The sequence below is a fragment of the Planococcus sp. VCh962 genome (assembly GCF_057748275.1).
The window spans coordinates 33,515-53,993 of record NZ_JBYLHS010000012.1 but is presented as its reverse complement, the minus strand read 5'-3'; the positions used below and the strand labels follow the sequence as shown (position 1 = coordinate 53,993).

General features: G+C 43.9%; 30 protein-coding genes and 1 other annotated feature (1 of these 31 only partly in view). All 30 genes read right to left on the bottom strand.

Annotated features, from left to right (window positions below; genetic code table 11):
• Window positions 1–54: 54 nt before the first annotated feature.
• The 30 genes from secY to ilvB all read right to left on the bottom strand — a co-directional run bounded on the left by secY (window position 55) and on the right by ilvB (window position 20,342).
• On the bottom strand, window positions 55–1,350 hold the full coding sequence (gene secY / locus AC3AQ9_RS19375; RefSeq protein ID WP_488309121.1) for a preprotein translocase subunit SecY: 1,296 nt from the start codon (window positions 1,348–1,350) through the stop codon (window positions 55–57).
• A complete protein-coding gene (rplO, locus tag AC3AQ9_RS19370) occupies window positions 1,350–1,790 on the bottom strand; it encodes a 50S ribosomal protein L15 (protein ID WP_052654087.1) in 441 nt (146 codons plus the stop codon). The genes secY and rplO overlap by 1 nt, the downstream gene beginning before the upstream one ends.
• Window positions 1,791–1,823: 33 nt before the next feature.
• A complete protein-coding gene (rpmD, locus tag AC3AQ9_RS19365; RefSeq protein WP_488309120.1) occupies window positions 1,824–2,006 on the bottom strand; it encodes a 50S ribosomal protein L30 in 183 nt (60 codons plus the stop codon).
• Window positions 2,007–2,020: 14 nt separating this feature from the next.
• Window positions 2,021–2,521 (bottom strand): 30S ribosomal protein S5, encoded by a 501-nt coding sequence (gene rpsE, locus AC3AQ9_RS19360; protein ID WP_488309119.1) that lies wholly within the window; start codon window positions 2,519–2,521, stop codon window positions 2,021–2,023.
• Between the two features lie 20 nt (window positions 2,522–2,541).
• Complete coding sequence (gene rplR / locus AC3AQ9_RS19355) at window positions 2,542–2,901, bottom strand: 50S ribosomal protein L18 (protein ID WP_488309118.1); 360 nt, start codon at window positions 2,899–2,901, stop codon at window positions 2,542–2,544.
• A gap of 33 nt (window positions 2,902–2,934) precedes the next feature.
• Window positions 2,935–3,474, bottom strand: a complete 540-nt coding sequence (rplF, locus tag AC3AQ9_RS19350; protein WP_488309117.1) for a 50S ribosomal protein L6 — start codon at window positions 3,472–3,474, stop codon at window positions 2,935–2,937.
• 30 nt (window positions 3,475–3,504) lie between these two features.
• Window positions 3,505–3,903: a 30S ribosomal protein S8 gene (gene rpsH / locus AC3AQ9_RS19345; RefSeq protein WP_488309116.1), complete on the bottom strand. Its 399-nt coding sequence runs from the start codon at window positions 3,901–3,903 to the stop codon at window positions 3,505–3,507.
• A 29-nt stretch (window positions 3,904–3,932) separates the two neighbouring features.
• Window positions 3,933–4,118 carry a 30S ribosomal protein S14 gene (rpsN, locus tag AC3AQ9_RS19340; RefSeq protein WP_006828941.1) on the bottom strand — a complete coding sequence of 62 codons (186 nt, stop codon included), beginning with the start codon at window positions 4,116–4,118 and terminating at the stop codon, window positions 3,933–3,935.
• Between the two features lie 19 nt (window positions 4,119–4,137).
• Window positions 4,138–4,677, bottom strand: coding sequence for a 50S ribosomal protein L5 (rplE, locus tag AC3AQ9_RS19335; RefSeq protein WP_300990963.1), 540 nt, complete (start codon window positions 4,675–4,677; stop codon window positions 4,138–4,140).
• Window positions 4,678–4,704: 27 nt separating this feature from the next.
• The gene (gene rplX / locus AC3AQ9_RS19330) at window positions 4,705–5,016 is read right to left on the bottom strand and encodes a 50S ribosomal protein L24 (RefSeq protein ID WP_488309115.1); all 312 of its coding nucleotides are present in this window, start codon (window positions 5,014–5,016) and stop codon (window positions 4,705–4,707) included.
• 35 nt (window positions 5,017–5,051) lie between these two features.
• On the bottom strand, window positions 5,052–5,420 hold the full coding sequence (gene rplN / locus AC3AQ9_RS19325) for a 50S ribosomal protein L14 (protein ID WP_052654106.1): 369 nt from the start codon (window positions 5,418–5,420) through the stop codon (window positions 5,052–5,054).
• A gap of 47 nt (window positions 5,421–5,467) precedes the next feature.
• Entirely contained in the window at window positions 5,468–5,731 is a 264-nt protein-coding gene (rpsQ, locus tag AC3AQ9_RS19320; RefSeq protein ID WP_488309114.1) for a 30S ribosomal protein S17, read from the bottom strand.
• A 24-nt stretch (window positions 5,732–5,755) separates the two neighbouring features.
• The gene (rpmC, locus tag AC3AQ9_RS19315) at window positions 5,756–5,956 is read right to left on the bottom strand and encodes a 50S ribosomal protein L29 (protein WP_036803912.1); all 201 of its coding nucleotides are present in this window, start codon (window positions 5,954–5,956) and stop codon (window positions 5,756–5,758) included.
• The gene (gene rplP / locus AC3AQ9_RS19310) at window positions 5,946–6,380 is read right to left on the bottom strand and encodes a 50S ribosomal protein L16 (protein ID WP_052654124.1); all 435 of its coding nucleotides are present in this window, start codon (window positions 6,378–6,380) and stop codon (window positions 5,946–5,948) included. The genes rpmC and rplP overlap by 11 nt, the downstream gene beginning before the upstream one ends.
• Before the next feature lies 1 nt (window position 6,381).
• Complete coding sequence (rpsC, locus tag AC3AQ9_RS19305; RefSeq protein ID WP_071152057.1) at window positions 6,382–7,038, bottom strand: 30S ribosomal protein S3; 657 nt, start codon at window positions 7,036–7,038, stop codon at window positions 6,382–6,384.
• A gap of 3 nt (window positions 7,039–7,041) precedes the next feature.
• Window positions 7,042–7,383 carry a 50S ribosomal protein L22 gene (rplV, locus tag AC3AQ9_RS19300; protein WP_300990961.1) on the bottom strand — a complete coding sequence of 114 codons (342 nt, stop codon included), beginning with the start codon at window positions 7,381–7,383 and terminating at the stop codon, window positions 7,042–7,044.
• A 19-nt stretch (window positions 7,384–7,402) separates the two neighbouring features.
• Window positions 7,403–7,681, bottom strand: coding sequence for a 30S ribosomal protein S19 (gene rpsS / locus AC3AQ9_RS19295; RefSeq protein ID WP_006828932.1), 279 nt, complete (start codon window positions 7,679–7,681; stop codon window positions 7,403–7,405).
• Between the two features lie 60 nt (window positions 7,682–7,741).
• Complete coding sequence (rplB, locus tag AC3AQ9_RS19290) at window positions 7,742–8,572, bottom strand: 50S ribosomal protein L2 (protein ID WP_488309113.1); 831 nt, start codon at window positions 8,570–8,572, stop codon at window positions 7,742–7,744.
• A 45-nt stretch (window positions 8,573–8,617) separates the two neighbouring features.
• Window positions 8,618–8,902, bottom strand: a complete 285-nt coding sequence (rplW, locus tag AC3AQ9_RS19285; RefSeq protein ID WP_300990959.1) for a 50S ribosomal protein L23 — start codon at window positions 8,900–8,902, stop codon at window positions 8,618–8,620.
• Window positions 8,902–9,525 (bottom strand): 50S ribosomal protein L4, encoded by a 624-nt coding sequence (gene rplD / locus AC3AQ9_RS19280; protein ID WP_488309112.1) that lies wholly within the window; start codon window positions 9,523–9,525, stop codon window positions 8,902–8,904. Before rplD ends, rplW begins: the two co-directional genes overlap by 1 nt.
• 29 nt (window positions 9,526–9,554) lie before the next feature.
• On the bottom strand, window positions 9,555–10,184 hold the full coding sequence (gene rplC / locus AC3AQ9_RS19275; RefSeq protein WP_488309111.1) for a 50S ribosomal protein L3: 630 nt from the start codon (window positions 10,182–10,184) through the stop codon (window positions 9,555–9,557).
• A 49-nt stretch (window positions 10,185–10,233) separates the two neighbouring features.
• Complete coding sequence (gene rpsJ / locus AC3AQ9_RS19270) at window positions 10,234–10,542, bottom strand: 30S ribosomal protein S10 (RefSeq protein WP_036803896.1); 309 nt, start codon at window positions 10,540–10,542, stop codon at window positions 10,234–10,236.
• Window positions 10,543–10,795: 253 nt separating this feature from the next.
• Window positions 10,796–12,118 (bottom strand): Na+/H+ antiporter family protein, encoded by a 1,323-nt coding sequence (locus AC3AQ9_RS19265; protein ID WP_488309110.1) that lies wholly within the window; start codon window positions 12,116–12,118, stop codon window positions 10,796–10,798.
• 204 nt (window positions 12,119–12,322) lie between these two features.
• Complete coding sequence (gene leuD / locus AC3AQ9_RS19260) at window positions 12,323–12,913, bottom strand: 3-isopropylmalate dehydratase small subunit (RefSeq protein ID WP_488309109.1); 591 nt, start codon at window positions 12,911–12,913, stop codon at window positions 12,323–12,325.
• 28 nt (window positions 12,914–12,941) lie between these two features.
• On the bottom strand, window positions 12,942–14,360 hold the full coding sequence (gene leuC / locus AC3AQ9_RS19255) for a 3-isopropylmalate dehydratase large subunit (RefSeq protein ID WP_488309108.1): 1,419 nt from the start codon (window positions 14,358–14,360) through the stop codon (window positions 12,942–12,944).
• A gap of 18 nt (window positions 14,361–14,378) precedes the next feature.
• On the bottom strand, window positions 14,379–15,479 hold the full coding sequence (leuB, locus tag AC3AQ9_RS19250; RefSeq protein WP_488309107.1) for a 3-isopropylmalate dehydrogenase: 1,101 nt from the start codon (window positions 15,477–15,479) through the stop codon (window positions 14,379–14,381).
• A 31-nt stretch (window positions 15,480–15,510) separates the two neighbouring features.
• Window positions 15,511–17,052: a 2-isopropylmalate synthase gene (locus AC3AQ9_RS19245; RefSeq protein ID WP_488309106.1), complete on the bottom strand. Its 1,542-nt coding sequence runs from the start codon at window positions 17,050–17,052 to the stop codon at window positions 15,511–15,513.
• The gene (gene ilvC / locus AC3AQ9_RS19240; RefSeq protein ID WP_488309130.1) at window positions 17,039–18,106 is read right to left on the bottom strand and encodes a ketol-acid reductoisomerase; all 1,068 of its coding nucleotides are present in this window, start codon (window positions 18,104–18,106) and stop codon (window positions 17,039–17,041) included. The genes AC3AQ9_RS19245 and ilvC overlap by 14 nt, the downstream gene beginning before the upstream one ends.
• A complete protein-coding gene (ilvN, locus tag AC3AQ9_RS19235) occupies window positions 18,103–18,615 on the bottom strand; it encodes an acetolactate synthase small subunit (protein ID WP_488309105.1) in 513 nt (170 codons plus the stop codon). The genes ilvC and ilvN overlap by 4 nt, the downstream gene beginning before the upstream one ends.
• Complete coding sequence (ilvB, locus tag AC3AQ9_RS19230) at window positions 18,612–20,342, bottom strand: biosynthetic-type acetolactate synthase large subunit (protein ID WP_488309104.1); 1,731 nt, start codon at window positions 20,340–20,342, stop codon at window positions 18,612–18,614. Before ilvB ends, ilvN begins: the two co-directional genes overlap by 4 nt.
• An 80-nt stretch (window positions 20,343–20,422) precedes the next feature.
• Window positions 20,423–20,479 (bottom strand) — a binding site (T-box leader); it runs 192 nt beyond the window's last position.

Sequence of the window (20,479 nt, the reverse complement as noted above, 5' to 3'; positions counted from 1 at the left end):
TTTGCCCCCTCAGACAAGTAGACAAGAAACGTCTTGCGTTCCCAGGACCCTTGATTATTTCATAAAGCCTTTATAATGACGTTTAACAAGTTGTGATTCCAGTTGTTTCATTGTTTCGAGCGCAACCCCTACGATGATCAATAAACTAGTACCGCCAATTTGAGCCGATTGGGGCAAGCCCGCAAGGTTGATGAAAAAGATTGGCATAACAGCAATGACTGCAAGGAAAATAGCGCCGACAAATGTTAAACGGTATAACACACTTGTTAAATAATCTTGTGTATTTTTTCCCGGACGGATTCCTGGAATATAAGCACCTTGCTTTTTCAAGTTGTCCGACATGTTTTCAGGATTTACCTGAATGAATGCATAGAAGTACGTGAATGCCACGATCAAAGCGACATAAATGATCATGCCGACAGGTCGAGTGTAATCAAACGTATTCTGTACTGCATCCGTAAACGCGTTGGCGCCAAAGAAAGAAGCGATGGTTTGTGGCGTAATAATGAACGCCACTGCGAAGATTACCGGAATAACCCCAGCCGAGTTCACTTTCAAAGGTAAATGCGTTTGTTGTGCACTTGTTGTTTGGCCGCGGCCTGCAACACGTTTTGCATACTGGATTGGAATTTTGCGCAGCGCTTGCTGTACATAGATAACCAAAACAGTAACAGCAACAACTGCTAATGCTAGCAATGCCATGATGGCAAGATTAATCGGGAGTTGATCTCCAGCTCCTTCAATCTGCTGTGCATATAATTGGTTGATAGCTCCAGGTATTGCAGCGACAATCCCAGCGAAGATGATAATCGAAATACCGTTCCCCACACCTTTTGCCGTAATCTGCTCACCAAGCCACAGTAGAAAAGCTGTACCGCCTGTTAAAACAATCGCGATGACTGCATAAGTTGCAATCGTATCGTTCTGTATTAAAGTTCCACCATAAATTTGGTTGAACCCGTAAGACATTCCGATCGCTTGTATAAAGGCAAGTACAATTGTGAAGTAGCGAGTGAATTGAGCAAGTTTCCGTCTTCCGACTTCCCCTTGTTTCGCCCACTCAGCAAATTTCGGTACAACGTCCATCTGCAATAATTGCACGATGATTGACGCTGTAATGTATGGCATGATTCCCATCGCTAAAATCGAAAAGTTAGCAAGGGCGCCTCCACCGAAAGTATTTAAGAATCCAATCAAGCCAGCTTGATCGGTAGCTTGCAGTACATCCGCATCGACATTCGGCACCGGAATGAAAGTTCCGAGACGAAAAATGACGAGCATCAGTAATGTAAAGAAAATTTTATTTCGAATATCAGTCACGCGCATAAAATTGGAGATTGTCTGAAACATTAAAGCACCTCGGTTTGTCCACCGGCAGCTTCAATAGCTTCTTTAGCTGATCCAGAGAATTTGTGAGCTTTAACAGTCAGTTTCTTCTCTAAGCTACCATTGCCCAGAATCTTGATTCCAGAACGTTCGTTGCTCACAACACCTGATTCGATAAGCAATGCAGGTGTAATTTCTGTGCCTTCGTCGAAACGGTTCAATACATCAAGGTTCACAATAGCGTAGTCTTTGCGGTTAATGTTTGTAAATCCGCGTTTAGGCAAACGACGGAACAATGGGTTTTGTCCACCCTCGAATCCAGGGCGAACTCCGCCGCCTGAACGTGCGTTTTGACCTTTATGACCTTTACCTGCTGTTTTACCAGTACCTGAACCGATACCGCGTCCGATACGCTTTCTAGAACTGCGTGAACCTTCTGCTGGTTTTAATTCATGAAGTTTCATTTGGTTGGCACCTCCTTCTATAGAAATCAGGGATTAAACTTCTTTAATAGTTACTAAGTGAGCGACTTTATCAAGCATACCGCGAACGGCTGCATTGTCTTGCTGCTCAACTGTTTGATGCATTTTGCGAAGTCCAAGTGATTGAACAACTTTACGTTGTGTCGGTTTGGCACCGATCACAGATTTTGTGAGGGTAATTTCTAGTTTAGTAGCCATGTAATTTTCCCTCCTTATCCTAATAGCTCTGCTGTAGTTTTGCCGCGAAGTTTTGCAACTTCATCAGCACTTTTCAGTTGAGTTAAACCGTTGATAGTTGCACGTACCATGTTGATTGGTGTGTTTGAACCCAAAGATTTAGACAAGATGTCTTGTACTCCAGCAAGTTCAAGTACCGCACGGACAGGTCCGCCTGCAATTACTCCAGTACCTGGTGAAGCAGGTTTGATAAGAATTTGGCCAGCACCGAAGCGGCCGATTACTAGATGTGGAGTTGTACCTTTAACCATAGGTACTTCGATTAGGTTTTTCTTCGCATCTTCAATAGCTTTACGGATTGCATCTGGAACTTCTTGTGCTTTACCAGTACCAAAACCGACATTACCATTTTTGTCGCCTACAACAACTAATGCGGAGAAACGGAAACGACGTCCACCTTTTACAACTTTCGCTACGCGGTTAATCGTAACTACGCGTTCTTCAAGTTCAAGTTTGTTTGGATCAATACGACGCATGAAATGTGTCCCTCCTTCTTTTAAAATTGTAAACCATTTTCACGTGCAGCTTCTGCAAGAGCTTTAACACGTCCATGATATAAATAACCACCGCGGTCAAAAACAATCGATGTGAATCCTTGTTCTACAGCGCGTTTTGCGATAGTTTCGCCAACTTTTGCTGCAGCTTCAAGATTTCCTGTTGAACCTTCGAAGTCTTTTTCCATTGATGATGCGCTAGTTAGTGTTACACCATTTACGTCATCGATCAATTGTGCATAAATGTATTTATTTGAACGGAATACGTTTAAACGCGGGCGTGATGCTGTACCCGTGATTTTAGAACGTACACGAGCATGACGTTTTTTACGAGATGCGTTTTTATCGAGTTTCGTAATCACTGAGGTCACTCCTTTCAGACTGCCTAAGCAGCATTATTTACCTGTTTTACCTTCTTTGCGGCGAACTTTTTCCCCTTCGTAACGAATCCCTTTGCCTTTATATGGCTCTGGCGGACGTACTTGGCGGATGTTTGAAGCAAGTGCTCCAACACGTTCTTTGTCAATACCTTTAACGATTACGCGAGTGTTAGCTGGAACTTCAACTGAAACTCCTTCTTCCGGAGTAAATTCTACCGGGTGAGAGTAACCAACGTTAAGAACCAATTTTTGCCCTTGTAATTGCGCACGGTAACCAACACCAACTAATTCAAGCACACGCTCGAACCCTTCAGAAACTCCTAGAACCATGTTCGCTAGCAAAGCACGAGTTGTACCGTGAATTGTGCGGTGTTCTTTTGAATCTGAAGGACGTGTTAGAGTTAGCACGTTTTCTTCTTGTGTAATTGCGATATCTTTGTTAAATGTGCGAGTCAACTCGCCTTTAGGACCTTTAACAGTTACGACATTGTTGTCTCCAACTGTGATCGTAACGTTTGCAGGAACCTCGATTGGTTTTTTACCTACACGTGACATTCTGTTGCACCTCCATTCGTTTGTTGTCTCTTACCAAACGTATGCTATAATTTCTCCGCCGATTTGTTTCGCGCGGGCTTCTTTATCAGTTACTAATCCTTGTGATGTCGATACTAAAGCGATTCCTAAACCGTTTAGTACGCGTGGCACCTCATTAGTTTTAGCGTATACACGCAATCCTGGTTTTGAAATACGTTTCAATCCAGTAATAACGCGTTCGTTGTTAGCTCCGTATTTTAAGAAAATCCGGATCATGCCTTGTTTGTCGTCTTCAACATATTCAACGTCACGGACGAAACCTTCACGCTTAAGAATTTCAGCGATGTCTTTTTTCATATTAGAAGCCGGAAGCTCTAATTTCTCGTGACGTACCATGTTCGCATTACGAATGCGTGTCAGCATATCTGCAATCGGATCTGTCATTGTCATTACTTTTACCTCCTTCCCAAATTAGGGGATTACCAGCTGGCTTTTTTGACGCCAGGAATTTGTCCCACATATGCAAGTTCACGGAAACAAATACGGCAAAGTTTAAATTTGCGTAATACTGAATGCGGACGTCCGCATCTTTCACAGCGTGTGTACTCTTGTACTTTAAACTTTGGCGTGCGTTTTTGTTTTGCGATCATAGATTTTTTAGCCACGTTTACGCCTCCCTCACGTTTACTTTTGGAACGGCATTCCGAATTGTGTTAATAACTCACGAGCTTCTTCATCAGAGTTCGCAGTTGTTACAATTACGATGTCCATACCGCGTACTTTAGAAACTTTATCATAATCGATTTCAGGGAAGATCAATTGTTCTTTCACACCAAGTGTGTAGTTGCCGCGTCCGTCGAAAGATTTTTTCGAAACGCCACGGAAGTCACGTACACGTGGAAGTGAGATAGCAATTAATTTATCCAGGAAGTCGTACATACGCTCTCCGCGTAGTGTAACTTTACATCCGATTGGCATTCCTTCACGAAGACGGAAACCAGCGATAGATTTCTTAGCTTTAGTAATAACTGGTTTTTGACCAGTGATCGTTTGTAATTCTTCAACAGCCGAGTCAAGAGACTTAGTGTTTTGAACAGCTTCACCAACACCCATGTTGACAACAATTTTATCAACTTTTGGAGTTTGCATTACTGATTTATATTCAAACTTGCTCACTAGAGCAGGAGTGATTTCATTCACATATTTTTCTTTTAGGCGGTTCATGTGTGTACCTCCCTTCATTCAGGAATTTTATTTATCTAATTTTTCACCGGATTTTTTTGCAACACGAACTTTTTTACCATCTTCAACCTTATATCCTACACGAGTCGGCTCGCCGGATTTAGGGTCAAGTAACATAACGTTAGAAACGTGAATTGCTGCTTCTTGGCTGACAATTCCACCTTGTGGGTTTGCCTGGTTCGGTTTTGTATGCTTCTTGATGATGTTGACACCTTCAACAAGCACGCGGTCTTTCTTAGGTAGAGCAGCTAAAACAACACCTGTTTTGCCTTTATCTTTACCTGAGATCACCTTAACTGTATCGCCTTTTTTAACATGCATTCTGTCGCACCTCCTTGGTATGGCACATTGATTTATTAAAGAACTTCAGGAGCAAGTGAAACGATCTTCATGAAGCTGTTGTCGCGTAGTTCGCGTGCAACAGGTCCGAAAATACGTGTTCCGCGTGGACCTTTGTCGTCACGAATGATAACACATGCATTTTCATCAAATTTGATGTAAGTACCGTCTTTACGGCGAGCTCCGCTTTTCGTGCGAACGATGACAGCCTTAACGACTTCACCCTTCTTAACAACGCCACCTGGTGTTGCTTTCTTCACGGTACAAACGATTACGTCTCCGATGTTTGCAGTCTTACGACCAGAACCACCAAGTACTTTAATCGCTAGTACTTCACGAGCACCCGAGTTGTCTGCAACTTTTAAACGACTTTCCTGTTGGATCACTTAGGTTACCTCCCTCCGGAATTTCTTAGGTTCCGAACTTATTTAAATTAGATAATAACCGCTTTTTCTACAATTTCCACTACGCGGAAACGTTTTGTAGCTGATAGCGGACGAGTTTCCATGATACGAACGATGTCGCCCATTTTCGCTTCGTTTAGCTCGTCATGAGCTTTAAATTTCTTAGAGTATTTTACACGTTTGCCATAAAGTGCGTGCTTCTTTTGAGTTTCAACCATTACTGTAACGGTTTTGTCCATTTTGTCAGACACAACACGGCCTGTGTATACTTTGCGTTGGTTACGCTCAGTCATACTTGCAAACCTCCTCTCGAATTATCAGTTATTGCCACTGATTTCTCTTTCATGAATCACAGTTTTCATACGCGCAATCGCTTTACGAACTTCGCGGATGCGAGCAGTGTTTTCTAATTGACCAGTAGCCAATTGGAAGCGAAGGTTGAAAAGCTCTTCTTTCAGTGATTTCACTTTTTGTTCGATTTCAGCAGTGGTTAAGTCACGGATTTCATTAGCTTTCATTCGATTCACCACCAATTTCTTCACGTTTTACGAACTTCGTTTTAATCGGAAGTTTGTGAGATGCAAGGCGCAATGCTTCGCGTGCCACTTCTTCAGATACTCCTGCAAGTTCAAACATAATTTTACCTGTTTTAACAACCGCTACCCAGCCTTCAGGCGAACCTTTACCGGATCCCATACGAACCTCAAGAGGCTTTTTCGTATATGGCTTATGCGGGAAAATTTTGATCCATACTTTACCGCCACGTTTCATGTAACGAGTCATGGAAATACGTGCTGCTTCGATTTGGCGGTTTGTGATCCAAGATGATTCTAAAGCTTGGAGACCAAATTCACCGAATGCGATTTCTTTGCCGCCTTTAGCTTCTCCGCGCATCTTTCCGCGGTGCTCACGACGATATTTAACGCGTTTAGGCATTAACATATTATTTGCCTCCTTCCTCAGATTTCTTCTTAGTTGGAAGGACTTCACCGCGGTAGATCCATACTTTTACGCCAAGCTTACCATAAGTAGTGTCTGCTTCAGCATGCGCATAATCGATGTCAGCGCGTAGCGTATGGAGCGGAACAGTGCCTTCACTGTAGTGTTCAGCACGCGCAATGTCAGCGCCGCCTAGACGTCCAGATACTTGAGTTTTGATCCCTTTAGCGCCAGAACGCATAGTGCGTTGGATTGCTTGTTTTTGTGCACGGCGGAAAGACACGCGGTTTTCCAATTGACGTGCTACGCTTTCAGCAACTAGTCTCGCATCAAGGTCAGCTCTTTTGATTTCGATGATGTTGATGTGTACACGCTTGCCAGTCATAGTGTTAAGTTGCTTGCGAAGTACTTCTACTTCAGAACCACCTTTACCAATTACCATACCTGGTTTCGCAGTGTGAATCGTTACGTTGACACGGTTTGCAGCGCGTTCAATTTCAATTTTTGAAACTGATGCTTCTTTCAAACGTGCTTCGATGTATTCACGGATTTTAATATCTTCGTGAAGAAGTGTCGCATAGTCTTTTTCAGCGTACCATTTTGACTCCCAGTCACGAATGATTCCGATACGCATCCCGATTGGATGTATTTTTTGTCCCACGAATTATCCCTCCTTCTTCTCAGATACCACTAATGTGATGTGGCTTGTACGTTTGTTGATTGCGCTTGCGCGTCCCATTGCACGTGGACGGAAACGTTTTAATGTTGGACCTTCGTCAACGAATACTTCGCTTACGATCAAGTTGTCCAGGTTCATTTCGTAGTTATGTTCAGCGTTAGCAGCTGCAGATTTTAATAACTTCTCAATAACAATCGATGATGCTTTTGGAGTGTGTTTTAAAATCGCAACGGCTTCGCCAATTTGCTTGCCTCGGATTAAATCTACTACTAAACGGACTTTACGAGGAGCAATACGTACTGTTCTAGCAACAGCTTTTGCTTGCATGGGGAAATCCTCCTCTCAATTAACGTCTTGTTTTCTTATCGTCTGCACCATGACTAGCGTATTTGCGCGTTGGAGCAAATTCTCCTAGTTTATGGCCTACCATATCTTCAGTTACGTATACAGGGATGTGCTTACGGCCATCGTATACTGCAATTGTTTGTCCGATGAATGTCGGGAAAATTGTAGAACGGCGAGACCAAGTTTTAATCACTTGTTTTTTCTCAGAATCCTTTTGTGCTTCAACTTTTTTCATAAGATGATCGTCAACAAAAGGTCCTTTTTTCAAGCTGCGGCCCATTTGGGATCCTCCCTTCGTGATTGCACCACGGTTCTTATGCTGAACCGTAGCGGAATCAAATTATTTTTTACGACGACGCACGATGAACTTATCTGACTTGTTCGTTTTCTTGCGTGTTTTGTATCCAAGAGTCGGTTTGCCCCATGGAGACATTGGTGATTTACGTCCGATTGGCGAACGTCCTTCACCACCACCGTGTGGGTGATCGTTAGGGTTCATTACAGATCCGCGGACTGTTGGGCGTTTGCCTAACCAGCGAGAGCGTCCTGCTTTACCAATGTTGATCAATTCGTGCTGTTCGTTACCTACAGCACCGATAGTTGCGCGGCAAGTAGCAAGAATCATACGAACTTCGCCTGATTGCAAACGAACTGTTACGTATTTTCCTTCTTTACCAAGAACTTGAGCTGAAGTTCCTGCAGAGCGTACTAGTTGTCCGCCGGCACCTGGCTTCAATTCAATGTTATGGATTGTAGAACCCATTGGAATGTTCAATAACGGAAGTGCGTTACCTGGTTTGATATCAGCTTCAACGCCTGACATGATTTGCGTTCCAACTTCGATTCCTTTAGGAGCCAAGATGTAACGTTTTTCTCCGTCAGCGTAGTGAATTAATGCGATGTTTGCAGAACGGTTTGGATCGTACTCGATTGTAGCAACGCGTCCTGGAATGCCATCTTTGTTACGTTTGAAATCGATGACACGGTATTGGCGTTTATGTCCACCACCGTGATGGCGTACAGTGATTTTACCTTGGTTATTACGGCCGCCTTTACGTCTAGTTGGTTGTAGAAGCGATTTTTCAGGCTTGTTCGTTGTGATTTCAACGAAATCTGAAGTAGTCATGTTACGACGACCGTTAGTGGTAGGTTTATATTTTCTAATCCCCACGTTGTTTCCCTCCTTCGTTAGTAGTTCTTTAAGAACTTATAGAAATTAAATTTCGAACAATTCGATGTCTTTAGAGTCAGCAGTCAATTTAACGATCGCTTTGCGGCGTTTGTTAGTGTAGCCTGCATGTTTGCCCATGCGTTTGAATTTCCCTTTGTAGTTCATGATGTTGACTTTCTCAACTTGAACTCCGAAGATGTCTTGAACAGCATGTTTTACTTGTGTTTTGTTAGCGCGAGTGTCCACTTCGAAAGTGTACTTCTTATCTGCCATTACTTCAGAAGAACGCTCAGTAATGACCGGACGCTTTAAAATATCACGTGCTTCCATTAACTAAGCACCTCCTCAATTTTCTCTACTGCTGCTTTAGTCATAACAACTTTGTCATGTCCAAGCAAATCTAAAACGTTGATACCAGTTGCTGCTACCACTGTCATACCTTGAATGTTGCGAGCAGATAATGCTACGTTTTCATCCGGATCAGCAGTTACGAACAAAGCTTTTTTACCAATTGAAAGGTCTTGGATCAATTGAGTAAATGCTTTTGTTTTTGGTGCGTCAAATGTCAACCCTTCAAGTACCATCAAGTTTTCTCCAACTACAGTTGATGAAAGTGCAGAGCGAAGAGCTAAACGACGGACTTTCTTAGGCAATTTATAGCTATAGCTACGTGGTGTTGGACCAAATACGACACCGCCTCCACGCCATTGTGGTGAACGGATCGAACCTTGACGAGCACGCCCAGTTCCTTTTTGGCGCCATGGCTTTTTACCACCACCAGCTACTTCAGAACGATTTTTTACTTTATGGTTACCTTGACGAAGTGATGCGCGTTGCGCGATTACTGCGTCGAATAACACTGCTTCATTTGGCTCGATACCGAATACATAGTCGTTCAATTCGATGTCGCCCACTTGTGAACCTGTTTGATTTAATAAAGCTACTTTAGGCATTCGTGTTTCCTCCTTCCTCTAAAAAAATATTATTTCGATTTGATAGCTGATTTTACGCGAAGCAATGCTTTGCGTGAACCAGGGACATTACCTTTGATTAGAAGCAAGTTACGTTCAGCATCAACCTTAACGATCTGAAGGTTTTGAATCGTAATTGTCGTTCCACCCATTTGACCAGGCAATTTCTTCTGTTTGAATACGCGGTTTGGAGCAACCGGACCCATTGAACCAGGACGGCGGTGGTAACGTGAACCGTGAGCCATTGGCCCGCGTGATTGTCCGTGGCGTTTAATAACACCTTGGAAACCTTTACCTTTTGTTGTTCCTGTAACATCTACTACATCGCCTTCTGCGAATACATCTACTTTGACTTCCTGACCAATCTCGTAATCAGCTAAGTTTACATTGCGAAGTTCGCGAATGAAGCGCTTAGGAGCAGTGTTCGCTTTTGCTACGTGTCCTTTAGCTGGTTTGTTAGAAAGCTTTTCGCGCTTGTCTTCAAAACCTAACTGGATTGCTTCGTAGCCGTCAACCTCAACTGTTTTCTTTTGAAGTACTACGTTTGGAGCAGCTTCAACTACAGTTACAGGGATTAAATCACCGTTCTCAGCAAAAACTTGCGTCATACCGATTTTTCTACCTAAGATTCCTTTGGTCATGTTGTCACACCTCCTGTGATTATTTGAGTTTTTCTATTTCGTTTGCCGATTAAAGTTTAATTTCAATGTCGACGCCAGATGGTAAATCTAATTTCATTAACGCGTCAACTGTTTGTGGTGTTGGGTTAACGATATCGATCAGACGTTTGTGCGTGCGCATTTCGAATTGCTCACGTGAATCTTTATAGATATGCACAGAACGCAAGATTGTGTAGACTGACTTTTCAGTTGGCAACGGGATCGGACCCGATACACTTGCACCTGAACGTTTTGCAGTTTCTACAATTTTCTCAGCAGACTGATCTAGAACTCTGTGATCATATGCTTTTAAACGGATACGAATTTTCTGTTTTGCCATTACTTTCCCTCCTTTTCGCCTATTTTGGATAGACATTCTCCACGAAAATTTTCCAATCACTCGCCATGGCAAAGCGGCCGGGTGTATCGGTAACCTCTCGCTTCATCGCAGTCAAAGACCAACATTCACCATTATACATAAGAAAAAAGAATTCCGCAAGACTTTCCACGAAATTCTTTTCAATTCGCTTTTATTAGTATAACAGGATATTTCGGATATTCAACTCATACGAGAAAAGTCCGAACATTTTTTCTTAAGCCGAAAACATTACTGCAAGCCAACCAAATACGACGAGCGGAATATTGTAATGAAGAAAAGTCGGCACACACGTATCCCAAATGTGATTGTGTTGCCCGTCGATATTCAAACCTGCAGTTGGTCCTAATGTTGAATCTGACGCAGGAGAACCAGCATCACCTAATGCCCCCGCTGTGCCGATCAAAGAAATGATGGCAATCGTCGAGAATCCGAATTCCATACTTAATGGAACGAAAATCGCTGCAATAATTGGAATGGTCGCAAACGAAGAACCGATTCCTATAGTCACTAACAGTCCTACTACTAACATGAAGAAAGCTGCAATGCCTTTATTGCCATTAAATGCATCAGCAACACTGACAACGAGAGGTTCGACTGCTCCTGTGGCTTGAATAACAGCAGCAAAGCCATTAGCCGAAATCATAACAAACCCGATAAATGCCATCATACGCATTCCAGCGCTTAAGATATCGTCCGCTTCACGCCATTTCATTGCTCCAAATATATACAGCACAAGAATCCCCGCAAGTGCTCCGATGATCATTGAATCTGTTTGGATCTGGCCGTACAGGGCAGCAAACAAAGCGATAACCGTCACGATGATATCTTTTTTCGAAGCCACCTTTTTTGGTGTTTCTTCTATAGTATTAACATGCGTATGATAATCTCTCGGTTTCCGGTAAGCAATGAAAACAGCAACCGCCAAACCAAGGGCCATGCCAGCAACCGGAATTGCCATCGCTTTCGGAATATCCGCCATATCGATCGGCAATCCTGCCAGCTCCATCTGCGTTGCTACGATTTCATGGAAAATCAATCCGAAGCCATATGGCAATAAAATATAAGGCGCTGTTAAACCAAACGTCAGCACAGATGCAATCAAGCGGCGGTCAATTCTCAGCTCATTTAAAATGTGTAAAATTGGCGGAACTAATAACGGGATAAATGCAATGTGAATCGGGATTAAGTTTTGCGAAAAAATCGCCATAACAAGCAACGCAAAGATAATTAAAGCCTTTGCTAAATTCTCTCTTGTCGCTTCCCCTTCTTTATTGACCAGCTTCAAAACTTTTGACACAAGCAATTCAGGAATGCCGGTGCGCGATATCGCTACTGCAAATCCTCCGAGCATCGCATAACTGAGCGCAATGGTCGCTCCTGCTCCCAATCCATCTGTATACGCTGAAACGGTATCTATAAATGATAAGCCGCCACTCAAGCCACCCGCAAGCGCTCCAATCAATAAAGCGAATACTACATTGACGCGCATCAAGCTTAAAACTAACATCACCAAGACGGCAATAACTACTGCATTCATATATATAATCTCCTTTAGTTTGCTAAAGCGTTAAAGTACACACTTAAAATTAACAAAACCCAAAAAGGATGTCAACCGCAAAAGCCAGTATTGCTGAAAGTAGAAAAACTCAGAAAATAGATAGACGTAATTACAGCGATTTGGCTGCCAAAAAAAATCCTTCGCTGTATATGCGAAGGATTTCTACTATATAATAAACCGGTATTACACTGGCTGCTGTTTTTGTTCATATGCTGTGATGTAGTCAGCGTATTGGAATGTCAAAGCAATCTCATCCCAGCCTTTAAGCAGCATTTCTTTCCAATATGGATCTATTGTAAATACATAACGGCTTCCGTCCTGTGCAGTTACCGTCTGCTCATCCAAATTGACTTCTAGCTGAAAACTATCTTTTTGCCCTTTTTGGATCAGCTCATCTACTTCTTGATCGGTTAACCGAATCGGCAAAATGCCGTTTTTTACACAATTATTATAGAAGATATCTGCATAGCTAGGAGCTATCACCACATTAAACCCATAATCTTGAATTGCCCACGGAGCATGTTCGCGTGAAGAGCCGCAGCCAAAGTTTTCTTGCGCGACTAAAATTTCGGAGCCCTTGAAACGCGGATCGTTGAGGACAAAGTCTTCTCTCGGTGTGCCGTCCTGATGGAAGCGCCAATGATAAAACAAATATTTGCCGAACCCGGTGCGTTCGATGCGTTTTAGAAACTCTTTAGAAATAATTTGGTCCGTATCCACATTTTTTCGGTCAAGCGGCGTCATTACGCTTGTGATTTTATTGATCGGCTTCATGTACTCTGCCTCCTTGTCTCCATTTCTTCTATGCTGTTGGCACGGGGTCTTTCATGAAATTACGGACATCTGTCAAATGGCCTTCAATTGCTGCAGCTGCCGCCATAACCGGACTGACCAAATGCGTCATAGAACCCGCTCCTTGGCGTCCTTCAAAATTTCGGTTGGAAGTGGAAGCGCAGCGTTCGCCTGCAGGCACAGAATCTTCGTTCATCGCCAAACACATACTGCATCCTGTTTCCCGCCATTCAAATCCTGCTTCCAGGAAGACCTTGTCCAATCCTTCAGCTTCTGCTGCCCGTTTCACTGATTCTGATCCCGGAACAACAATAGCAGTTACCGACGGATGTACTTTTTTCCCTTCGACAATGGCACTCGCAGCTCTTAAATCACCAATGCGTGCATTGGTGCAGGAGCCGATAAAGACATGCTGGATATCAATAGAAGATAATGGCGCTCCTTGTTCCAGCTGCATATAAGCTAAAGCTTGCTTTAATGCATCGCGGTCCGCTTGCTTGTCATAGTCCGCTTCGTAAGGTACATGGCCTGCAATGCCTGATCCCATCGATGGATTTGTTCCCCAAGTAACAAAAGGAGAAATTTCATCTGCATGAATGCTGAGCGACACATCGTATGTAGCCCCTTCTTCTGTCGCTAAGGCTTTCCACCGGGCAGCTGCCTGTTCAAACTCTTCATCTTTTGGCACATGTCTGCGGCCTCTCAAGTATTCAACAGTCGTTTCATCCGGACTGATCAACCCGGCACGAGCACCCGCTTCAATGGACATATTGCAAATGGTCATCCGCTCCTCCATAGAAAGCTTGCGAATTGCATCTCCTGTATATTCCACGATATGCCCAGTTCCCATATCAACACCAAACTTCGCGATAATCGCTAAAATTACATCTTTTGCAGAAACACCGAAGCCTAACTCACCGTCAATGCGAATTTCCATCGTTTTCGGTTTTGATTGCCAAAGAGTCTGTGTTGAAAGGACGTGCTCTACTTCACTGGTGCCGATGCCAAATGCCAAAGCGCCGAATGCCCCGTGGGTAGAAGTATGGCTGTCTCCGCAGACAATTGTTTTGCCTGGCTGCGTAAGCCCCAGCTCCGGTCCGATGACATGGACAATTCCTTGGTCAGGATGATTAATGCCGGCAAGCGGAACACCAAATTCATCACAATTTTGCTGGAGGGTCTTAATTTGCTTTCGGGAAATTGGATCCGTAATCGTTTCCCGGTTTCTCGTTGGAACATTATGGTCCATCGTCGCAAAGCATAAATCCGGCCGGCGCACTTTACGGCCATTCAGCCGAAGCCCTTCAAATGCCTGAGGCGAAGTGACTTCATGCAATAAATGAAGATCAATATAAAGGAGATCCGGCTTTCCTTGCTCTTCATATACAATATGCTGTTCCCAAATCTTTTCAATAATCGTTTTCGCCATGCGAACCACTCCTTTCAATCAGACATAAGAATACATGATATGTTCTGATACAAATTCTCTTTCCAATTCCTCAATCACTTTTGTGACAAATCGATCGGTTGATACCACATGCTTGCCTTCTTGAGACAAATCTCCTGTACAATATCCGTCATCCAACACGCTCATTACCGCTTCTTCAATTGCAGCCGCTTCCGAATGCATGCCGAACGAATGGCGCAGCATCATCGCTGCCGACAAAATTGCAGCTGATGGATTAGCTTTATTTTGTCCAGCAATATCAGGAGCCGAACCATGTACCGGTTCGTAAAGCCCAAAGCCATCTGTACGGACGCTTGCTGATGGCAGCATGCCAAGAGATCCTGTGATTACCGAAGCTTCATCGCTTAAAATATCACCAAACATATTTTCAGTGACGACTACATCAAACTGGCGTGGATCTGTAATTAGTTTCATTGCTGCGGAATCGACCAGCATATGTTCCACTTCCACGTCCGGATAAGCTGCTTTGCGTTCTTCCACCACTTCACGCCATAGCTTGCTCGTTTCCAGCACATTGGCTTTATCCACTGAAGTTACTTTGCCTCTTCGCGTGCGGGCAAGTTCAAATGCCTGGTCCACAATCCGCTCAATTTCTTCACGCGTGTAAACGAGTGTATCAATTCCAGCTTTTTCTGTCCGGCGTTTCGGTTCACCGAAATACAAGCCGCTTGTCAGTTCCCGCACAATCACCATATCCACTTCTTTTGCCACTTCTTCTTTTAGAGGGGAAGAACCAAGCAAAGCAGGTACCGCTTTGACCGGCCGGATATTTGCAAATAAATCGAAATGCTTCCGGATATTCAACAAACCTTTTTCTGGACGAAGATGAGCCGGGTTTTGATCCCATTTCGAACCTCCGACAGCACCGAGGAGAATCGCGTCGCTTGCCGCACAAATGGCAATAGTTTCGTCAGGCAGTGGGTTGTTATGCACATCCACTGCACTGCCTCCGATTAACGCGTGCTTTAAATGAAAAGTATGTCCATAACGCATTGCGATGGATTGCAGCACTTTTACCGCCGCATCTGTTACTTCTGGTCCGATTCCGTCTCCTGGCAATACCGCTATTGTTTTTTTCATTTTAAATTCCTCCTCTTTCGATTTATCCGTTTTAGACCACTGCGACTTTTACTTTTTGCCCCGATTTGACTAGTTGGCGATTGACTGTATTCAAGTACGCTTTTGCTGTTGCTTCCAAAACGTCTTGTGCTACGTCGCGGCCTGTTACTGTTTCCCCGTCATACGTCATATTGATAACCGCTTCACCTAGTGCATCGCGCCCTTTACCGATTGATGTTACCCGATAATCCAGAATGTGGACTTCACCGGCTACAATGCGTTCCAAGGTATTGAATATCGCTTCCACCGACCCTGCGCCTGTTGCAGCTTCTGTTACCAACTCGCCATTCGGCTGATAAGCAGAAACAGTAGCTGTCGGGATATTCGCTGTCCCGTAATGGACTTGAACACTTTCCAATTTATAAACCGGTATTTCGCTGTCATTGATCTGCTGATCGGTTAGCAACACTAGTAAGTCCTCTTCTACTATTACTTTTTTTCGATCCGCCAGTTTCTTGAATTCCACGAATGCTTTTTTCAACTTTTCATCACTCAACTCAAAGCCCATTTTAAGTGCCCGGTCTTTGAATGCATGTCTGCCAGAATGTTTGCCGAGCACCAATTCAGTTTTTGCATCGCCAATCAATTCCGGTGTAATGATTTCATACGTCAATGGATTTTTCAGCATGCCGTCTTGATGGATGCCTGATTCATGAGCAAAAGCATTTTTTCCCACAACCGCTTTATTCGGCTGAATCAAGCTGCCTGTCAACTGGCTGACCAATTGGCTTGTGCGCTTAATTTCTTTTAGTTGAATGCCCGTTTCAGTTTCATAAACTTGTTTACGGATATGAAGAGCGACTGCAATTTCTTCGAGAGCTACGTTTCCAGCGCGTTCTCCGATGCCGTTGATCGTACCTTCTATTTGAGTCGCACCATTTTCAATTGCAGCCAGGGTATTTGCTGTAGCCATCCCTAAATCGTTATGGCAATGCGCTGACAACTTGACGTTTTCGATGCCGATGACGTTTTCCGATATATAGCGGAACAGCGCACCGTATTCATGCGGTGTGGCGTAACCGACTGTATCCGGAAGGTTGATTGTAGTGGCACCTGCTTTGATGACTTCACGGATGATGCGCGCCAGAAATTCCGGTTCGGAGCGGGAAGCATCTTCTGCCGACCACTGGACAAGCGGGAAGAACTGCTTGGCGTATTTGACAGAAGCTACAGCCGTTTCGATTACTTGTTCTGGTGTTTTCATCAATTTATGTTCCATATGGATCGGTGAAGTTGCCAAGAAGATATGAACATGGGGCTGTTCGCCGCCTTTTAATGCTTCCCATGCAGTGGAAATATCACTTTCAACCGAACGGGCTAAGCCCGTCACGATTGAGTTTTTTACTGTACCTGCGATGCGTTGAACCGCATCGAAATCTCCTGGCGAAGCTGCTGGAAATCCTGACTCGATGATCGTAGCCCCAAAACGTTCGAGTTGGCGGGCGATTTCGATTTTCTCAGCAGTATTCAAGTTGATCCCAGCCGACTGTTCCCCGTCTCTTAGCGTTGTATCAAAGATGTCAATTTTGCGCACTAGCAACCACCTCTTTTGTTTTTGTTTTCTTGCCTTCGTTAACAAATGGCATCATTGCACGAAGCACTCGGCCTACTTGCTCGATTTGATGAGTTTCTTCCGCTTTTTCAATGGCTGTGAATTCCGGGCGGTTCAATTGGTTTTCAAGCAACCAGCCTTTCGCGAATTTTCCTGTTTGGATATCAGTCAATACATCTTTCATACGGTCTTTAGTTGCTGCATCAACAATGCGTGGACCTGAAACGAAATCTCCCCACTGAGCTGTATCAGAGATTGAATAGCGCATTCCTGAAAGTCCGCCTTCGTACATCAAATCAACGATCAATTTCAGTTCATGCATGCATTCGAAGTATGCCACTTCCGGCTGATAGCCCGCTTCCACTAATGTTTCAAATCCAGCTTTCACTAAAGAAGTTACACCGCCACAAAGTACTGCTTGTTCACCGAATAGATCTGTTTCCGTTTCTTCTTTAAATGTAGTTTCAAGAACACCCGCGCGCGCAGCCCCGATTCCTTTCGCATAAGCAAGAGCCACTTCCTGCGCTTGTCCTGAAACGTCTTGATGGATGGCGAATAATGCTGGAACGCCTGCTCCCGCTTCGTATGTACGGCGAACAAGATGACCTGGCCCTTTTGGCGCTACTAAGAATACATCTACATCTTCCGGAGCCACGATTTGATTGAAATGAACATTAAAACCGTGAGCAAAAACAAGTGACTTTCCAGCCGTCAATGCCGGTTTGATTTCTTCATTATAGATTTTTGTTTGTTTTTCATCCGGCACCAAAATCATGATGACATCTGCTGCTTGTGCTGCTTCTGCTACTGTCGTTACGTTCATGCCATCTTCTTGTGCTTGCTTAAATGATTTTCCAGGTCTTACGCCAACTACTACATCAAATCCTGATTCTTTTAAGTTCTGTGCGTGTGCATGCCCCTGAGAACCATATCCGATAATTGCGATTGTCTTTCCTTCTAATACCTGCTCGTTTACGTCTTGGTTATAATACATTTTTGCCATTTTTAATTTCCTCCTCGATTTTTGGTTTTTTATAAGATGGATAATTGTTCTGAATGTGCTTTTTGAGTTTCCCGAACAAATGCGGTTACTCCGGTTCTTGTAATCTCCTTAATGCCATAAGGTCTCATTAAGTCAATAAATGCTTCAATTTTCTCCGGATCGCCAGCCACCTGAAATGTAGTGACATTTTTGCTCATATCGACTACGGTGGCCCGGAAAGGTTCGACGATGGTATAAATTTCATTTCTCACCGCTGGCGCCGATACCACTTTTACCATGGCCAGTTCTCTCATAACCATTGCTTTGTCCGTAATATCGTGTACCTTGATAACGTCAATTTGCTTTTGCAGCTGTTTTAATAATTGTTCAAGTTTCCCCTCCCCATCCACATTGACGACAAAGGTCATTTTTGACATTCCCGGCTGTTCGGTATGCCCTACCGAAATGCTTTCGATATTGAATTGACGTTTCATCAAAAGCCCTGTCACCCGGTTTAACACACCACTTTGATTGAGTACCGTTGTTGTTATGACTCGTTTCATTCGCCTTTCACTCCGATCATTTCATTCAACCCCTTGCCTGGCGCAACCATTGGATAGACATTTTCCATTTGCACCACTCGGCAATCGATCAACGCCGGTTCAGTTGAAGCAAATGCTTCTGCAAACACTTTTTCTGCTTCTTCCATCGTTTCCACTTTATATCCCTGAATATCATATGCTTGCGCCAGCTTAACAAAATCCGGCTGCACATGAATCAATGATTGGGAATAACGTTCTTCATAAAATGTTTCTTGCCATTGTCTTACCATTCCAAGGCTTTGATTGTTTAGGATAACCACTTTCACTGGAAGCCTTAATTCCTGCAATAGCGATAATTCCTGCAAAGTCATTTGGAATCCGGCATCTCCGACTACCGAGACCACGATATCATGCGGCTTTGCCAATTGTGCTCCAATAGCAGCTGGGAAGCCGAATCCCATCGTACCGAGTCCACCGGACGTTACCCAGTTATGTGGGTGGTTGAATTTGTAATACTGAGCTGTCCACATTTGATGTTGTCCGACATCCGTCGTAACGACTGCATCCCCTCCCGTTAAGCGGTGAATCAACTCAACAGCTTGCTGAGGAAGAATTCCCCGTTCCTTATCAGCCTTGTAATGTAGTGGGTATTCTACCGTGTTGGCCGATAAGTGTTGTAGCCAGTCAGTTGTGTCTGGTGATTCAAAGCTTTGATTCAACAGTTCCCGCAACGCCTCTTTCGCGTCTGCTACTATCGGAATGTCTGTTGGAACGTTCTTTCCGATTTCAGCAGGATCGATATCAATGTGAATCACTTTTGCATTCGGTGCGAAATGTGCGAGATTGCCAGTGAGCCGATCATCAAACCGTGCTCCGATATTCAAAAGAACATCACATTCACAAATCGCGGTATTAGCTGTATATGTTCCGTGCATCCCAGCCATTCCAAGAAACAGATTGTGATTGCCCCCTATCGATCCCAGTCCCAGTAATGTATTAGTGATAGGGATTTGGTGGCGCTCTACAAATCTTTTCAGCTCTTCTGTCGCTTGAGCGGCTAGTACACCAGCACCAGCTAATATCAGCGGCTTTTTCGAAATTGATAAGGCTTGAGTTGCTTTTTGGATCTGCAAGTAATTCGGGTTGGTAGTAGGCTGGTATCCCGGTAGATGAATCGCCTCATCTTGCGGAAAGTCTGTTAAAAACATTTCCGTTGAGATATCTTTCGGGATATCTACTACAACCGGCCCCGGCCGTCCTGTCGAAGCGATGTAAAATGCTTCTTTGATGATTCTCGGGAAATCTTCTACATTTTTCACTTGGTAGTTATGCTTAGTAATTGGCTGTGTAATTCCGATGATATCCGCTTCTTGAAAAGCATCTGTTCCAATTACCGTACTGGCAACTTGTCCGGTAAACACTACTAATGGCAATGAGTCGAGCATGGCATCTGCAATTCCGGTTACTAGATTAGTTGCCCCAGGACCAGATGTGGCAATAACCACTCCGGTTTTCCCTGAGACGCGGGCATATCCTTCAGCGGCGTGTATGGCACCTTGCTCATGCCTTGCAAGCACATGCCGGATTGGATTTCTGTGCAATGCATCATAAATTGGTAACACAGCCCCTCCTGGATAACCGAAAATCACATCAACACCTTGCTCTTTTAACGATTGAATCAGGACATCTGCACCGCTGCCTTTCAATTTCTGCTTTGTTACTTCTCTTACTTCAACATTTACTCCCAATCTGTCCGCCTCCTTTTGGATTGTGTCTTTGGTAGAATAAAAAAAGCTTTTTCATCCTACACAAAGAAACTTGTTCTTTGTATAGGGATGAAAAAGCTTCATGGTACCACCCTATTTCGCCGCGCAACCGCAGCCTC

Coding starts and splice junctions, on each gene's coding strand:
- rplO (WP_052654087.1), bottom strand. CDS start 1,790: ATGAAACTTCATGAATTAAAACCAGCAGAAGGTTCACGCAGTTCTAGA.
- rpsS (WP_006828932.1), bottom strand. CDS start 7,681: ATGGGCCGCAGCTTGAAAAAAGGACCTTTTGTTGACGATCATCTTATG.
- rpsQ (WP_488309114.1), bottom strand. CDS start 5,731: ATGACTGAGCGTAACCAACGCAAAGTATACACAGGCCGTGTTGTGTCT.
- leuD (WP_488309109.1), bottom strand. CDS start 12,913: ATGAAGCCGATCAATAAAATCACAAGCGTAATGACGCCGCTTGACCGA.
- rplP (WP_052654124.1), bottom strand. CDS start 6,380: ATGTTAATGCCTAAACGCGTTAAATATCGTCGTGAGCACCGCGGAAAG.
- AC3AQ9_RS19265 (WP_488309110.1), bottom strand. CDS start 12,118: ATGAATGCAGTAGTTATTGCCGTCTTGGTGATGTTAGTTTTAAGCTTG.
- secY (WP_488309121.1), bottom strand. CDS start 1,350: ATGTTTCAGACAATCTCCAATTTTATGCGCGTGACTGATATTCGAAAT.
- leuB (WP_488309107.1), bottom strand. CDS start 15,479: ATGAAAAAAACAATAGCGGTATTGCCAGGAGACGGAATCGGACCAGAA.
- rplE (WP_300990963.1), bottom strand. CDS start 4,677: ATGAACCGCCTAAAAGAAAAATATGTGAATGAAATCACTCCTGCTCTA.
- ilvN (WP_488309105.1), bottom strand. CDS start 18,615: ATGAAACGAGTCATAACAACAACGGTACTCAATCAAAGTGGTGTGTTA.
- rplW (WP_300990959.1), bottom strand. CDS start 8,902: ATGGAAGCACGTGATATTTTAAAGCGTCCGGTCATTACTGAGCGTTCT.
- rpmC (WP_036803912.1), bottom strand. CDS start 5,956: ATGAAAGCTAATGAAATCCGTGACTTAACCACTGCTGAAATCGAACAA.
- rpsE (WP_488309119.1), bottom strand. CDS start 2,521: ATGCGTCGTATTGATCCAAACAAACTTGAACTTGAAGAACGCGTAGTT.
- leuC (WP_488309108.1), bottom strand. CDS start 14,360: ATGGCGAAAACGATTATTGAAAAGATTTGGGAACAGCATATTGTATAT.
- rplX (WP_488309115.1), bottom strand. CDS start 5,016: ATGCATGTTAAAAAAGGCGATACAGTTAAGGTGATCTCAGGTAAAGAT.
- rplF (WP_488309117.1), bottom strand. CDS start 3,474: ATGTCACGTGTAGGTAAAAAACCAATCGAGGTTCCTGCAAACGTTACG.
- rplC (WP_488309111.1), bottom strand. CDS start 10,184: ATGACCAAAGGAATCTTAGGTAGAAAAATCGGTATGACGCAAGTTTTT.
- rpsH (WP_488309116.1), bottom strand. CDS start 3,903: ATGACAATGACAGATCCGATTGCAGATATGCTGACACGCATTCGTAAT.
- rplD (WP_488309112.1), bottom strand. CDS start 9,525: ATGCCTAAAGTAGCTTTATTAAATCAAACAGGTTCACAAGTGGGCGAC.
- rpmD (WP_488309120.1), bottom strand. CDS start 2,006: ATGGCTACTAAACTAGAAATTACCCTCACAAAATCTGTGATCGGTGCC.
- rpsJ (WP_036803896.1), bottom strand. CDS start 10,542: ATGGCAAAACAGAAAATTCGTATCCGTTTAAAAGCATATGATCACAGA.
- rplV (WP_300990961.1), bottom strand. CDS start 7,383: ATGCAAGCAAAAGCTGTTGCTAGAACAGTACGTATTGCTCCTCGTAAA.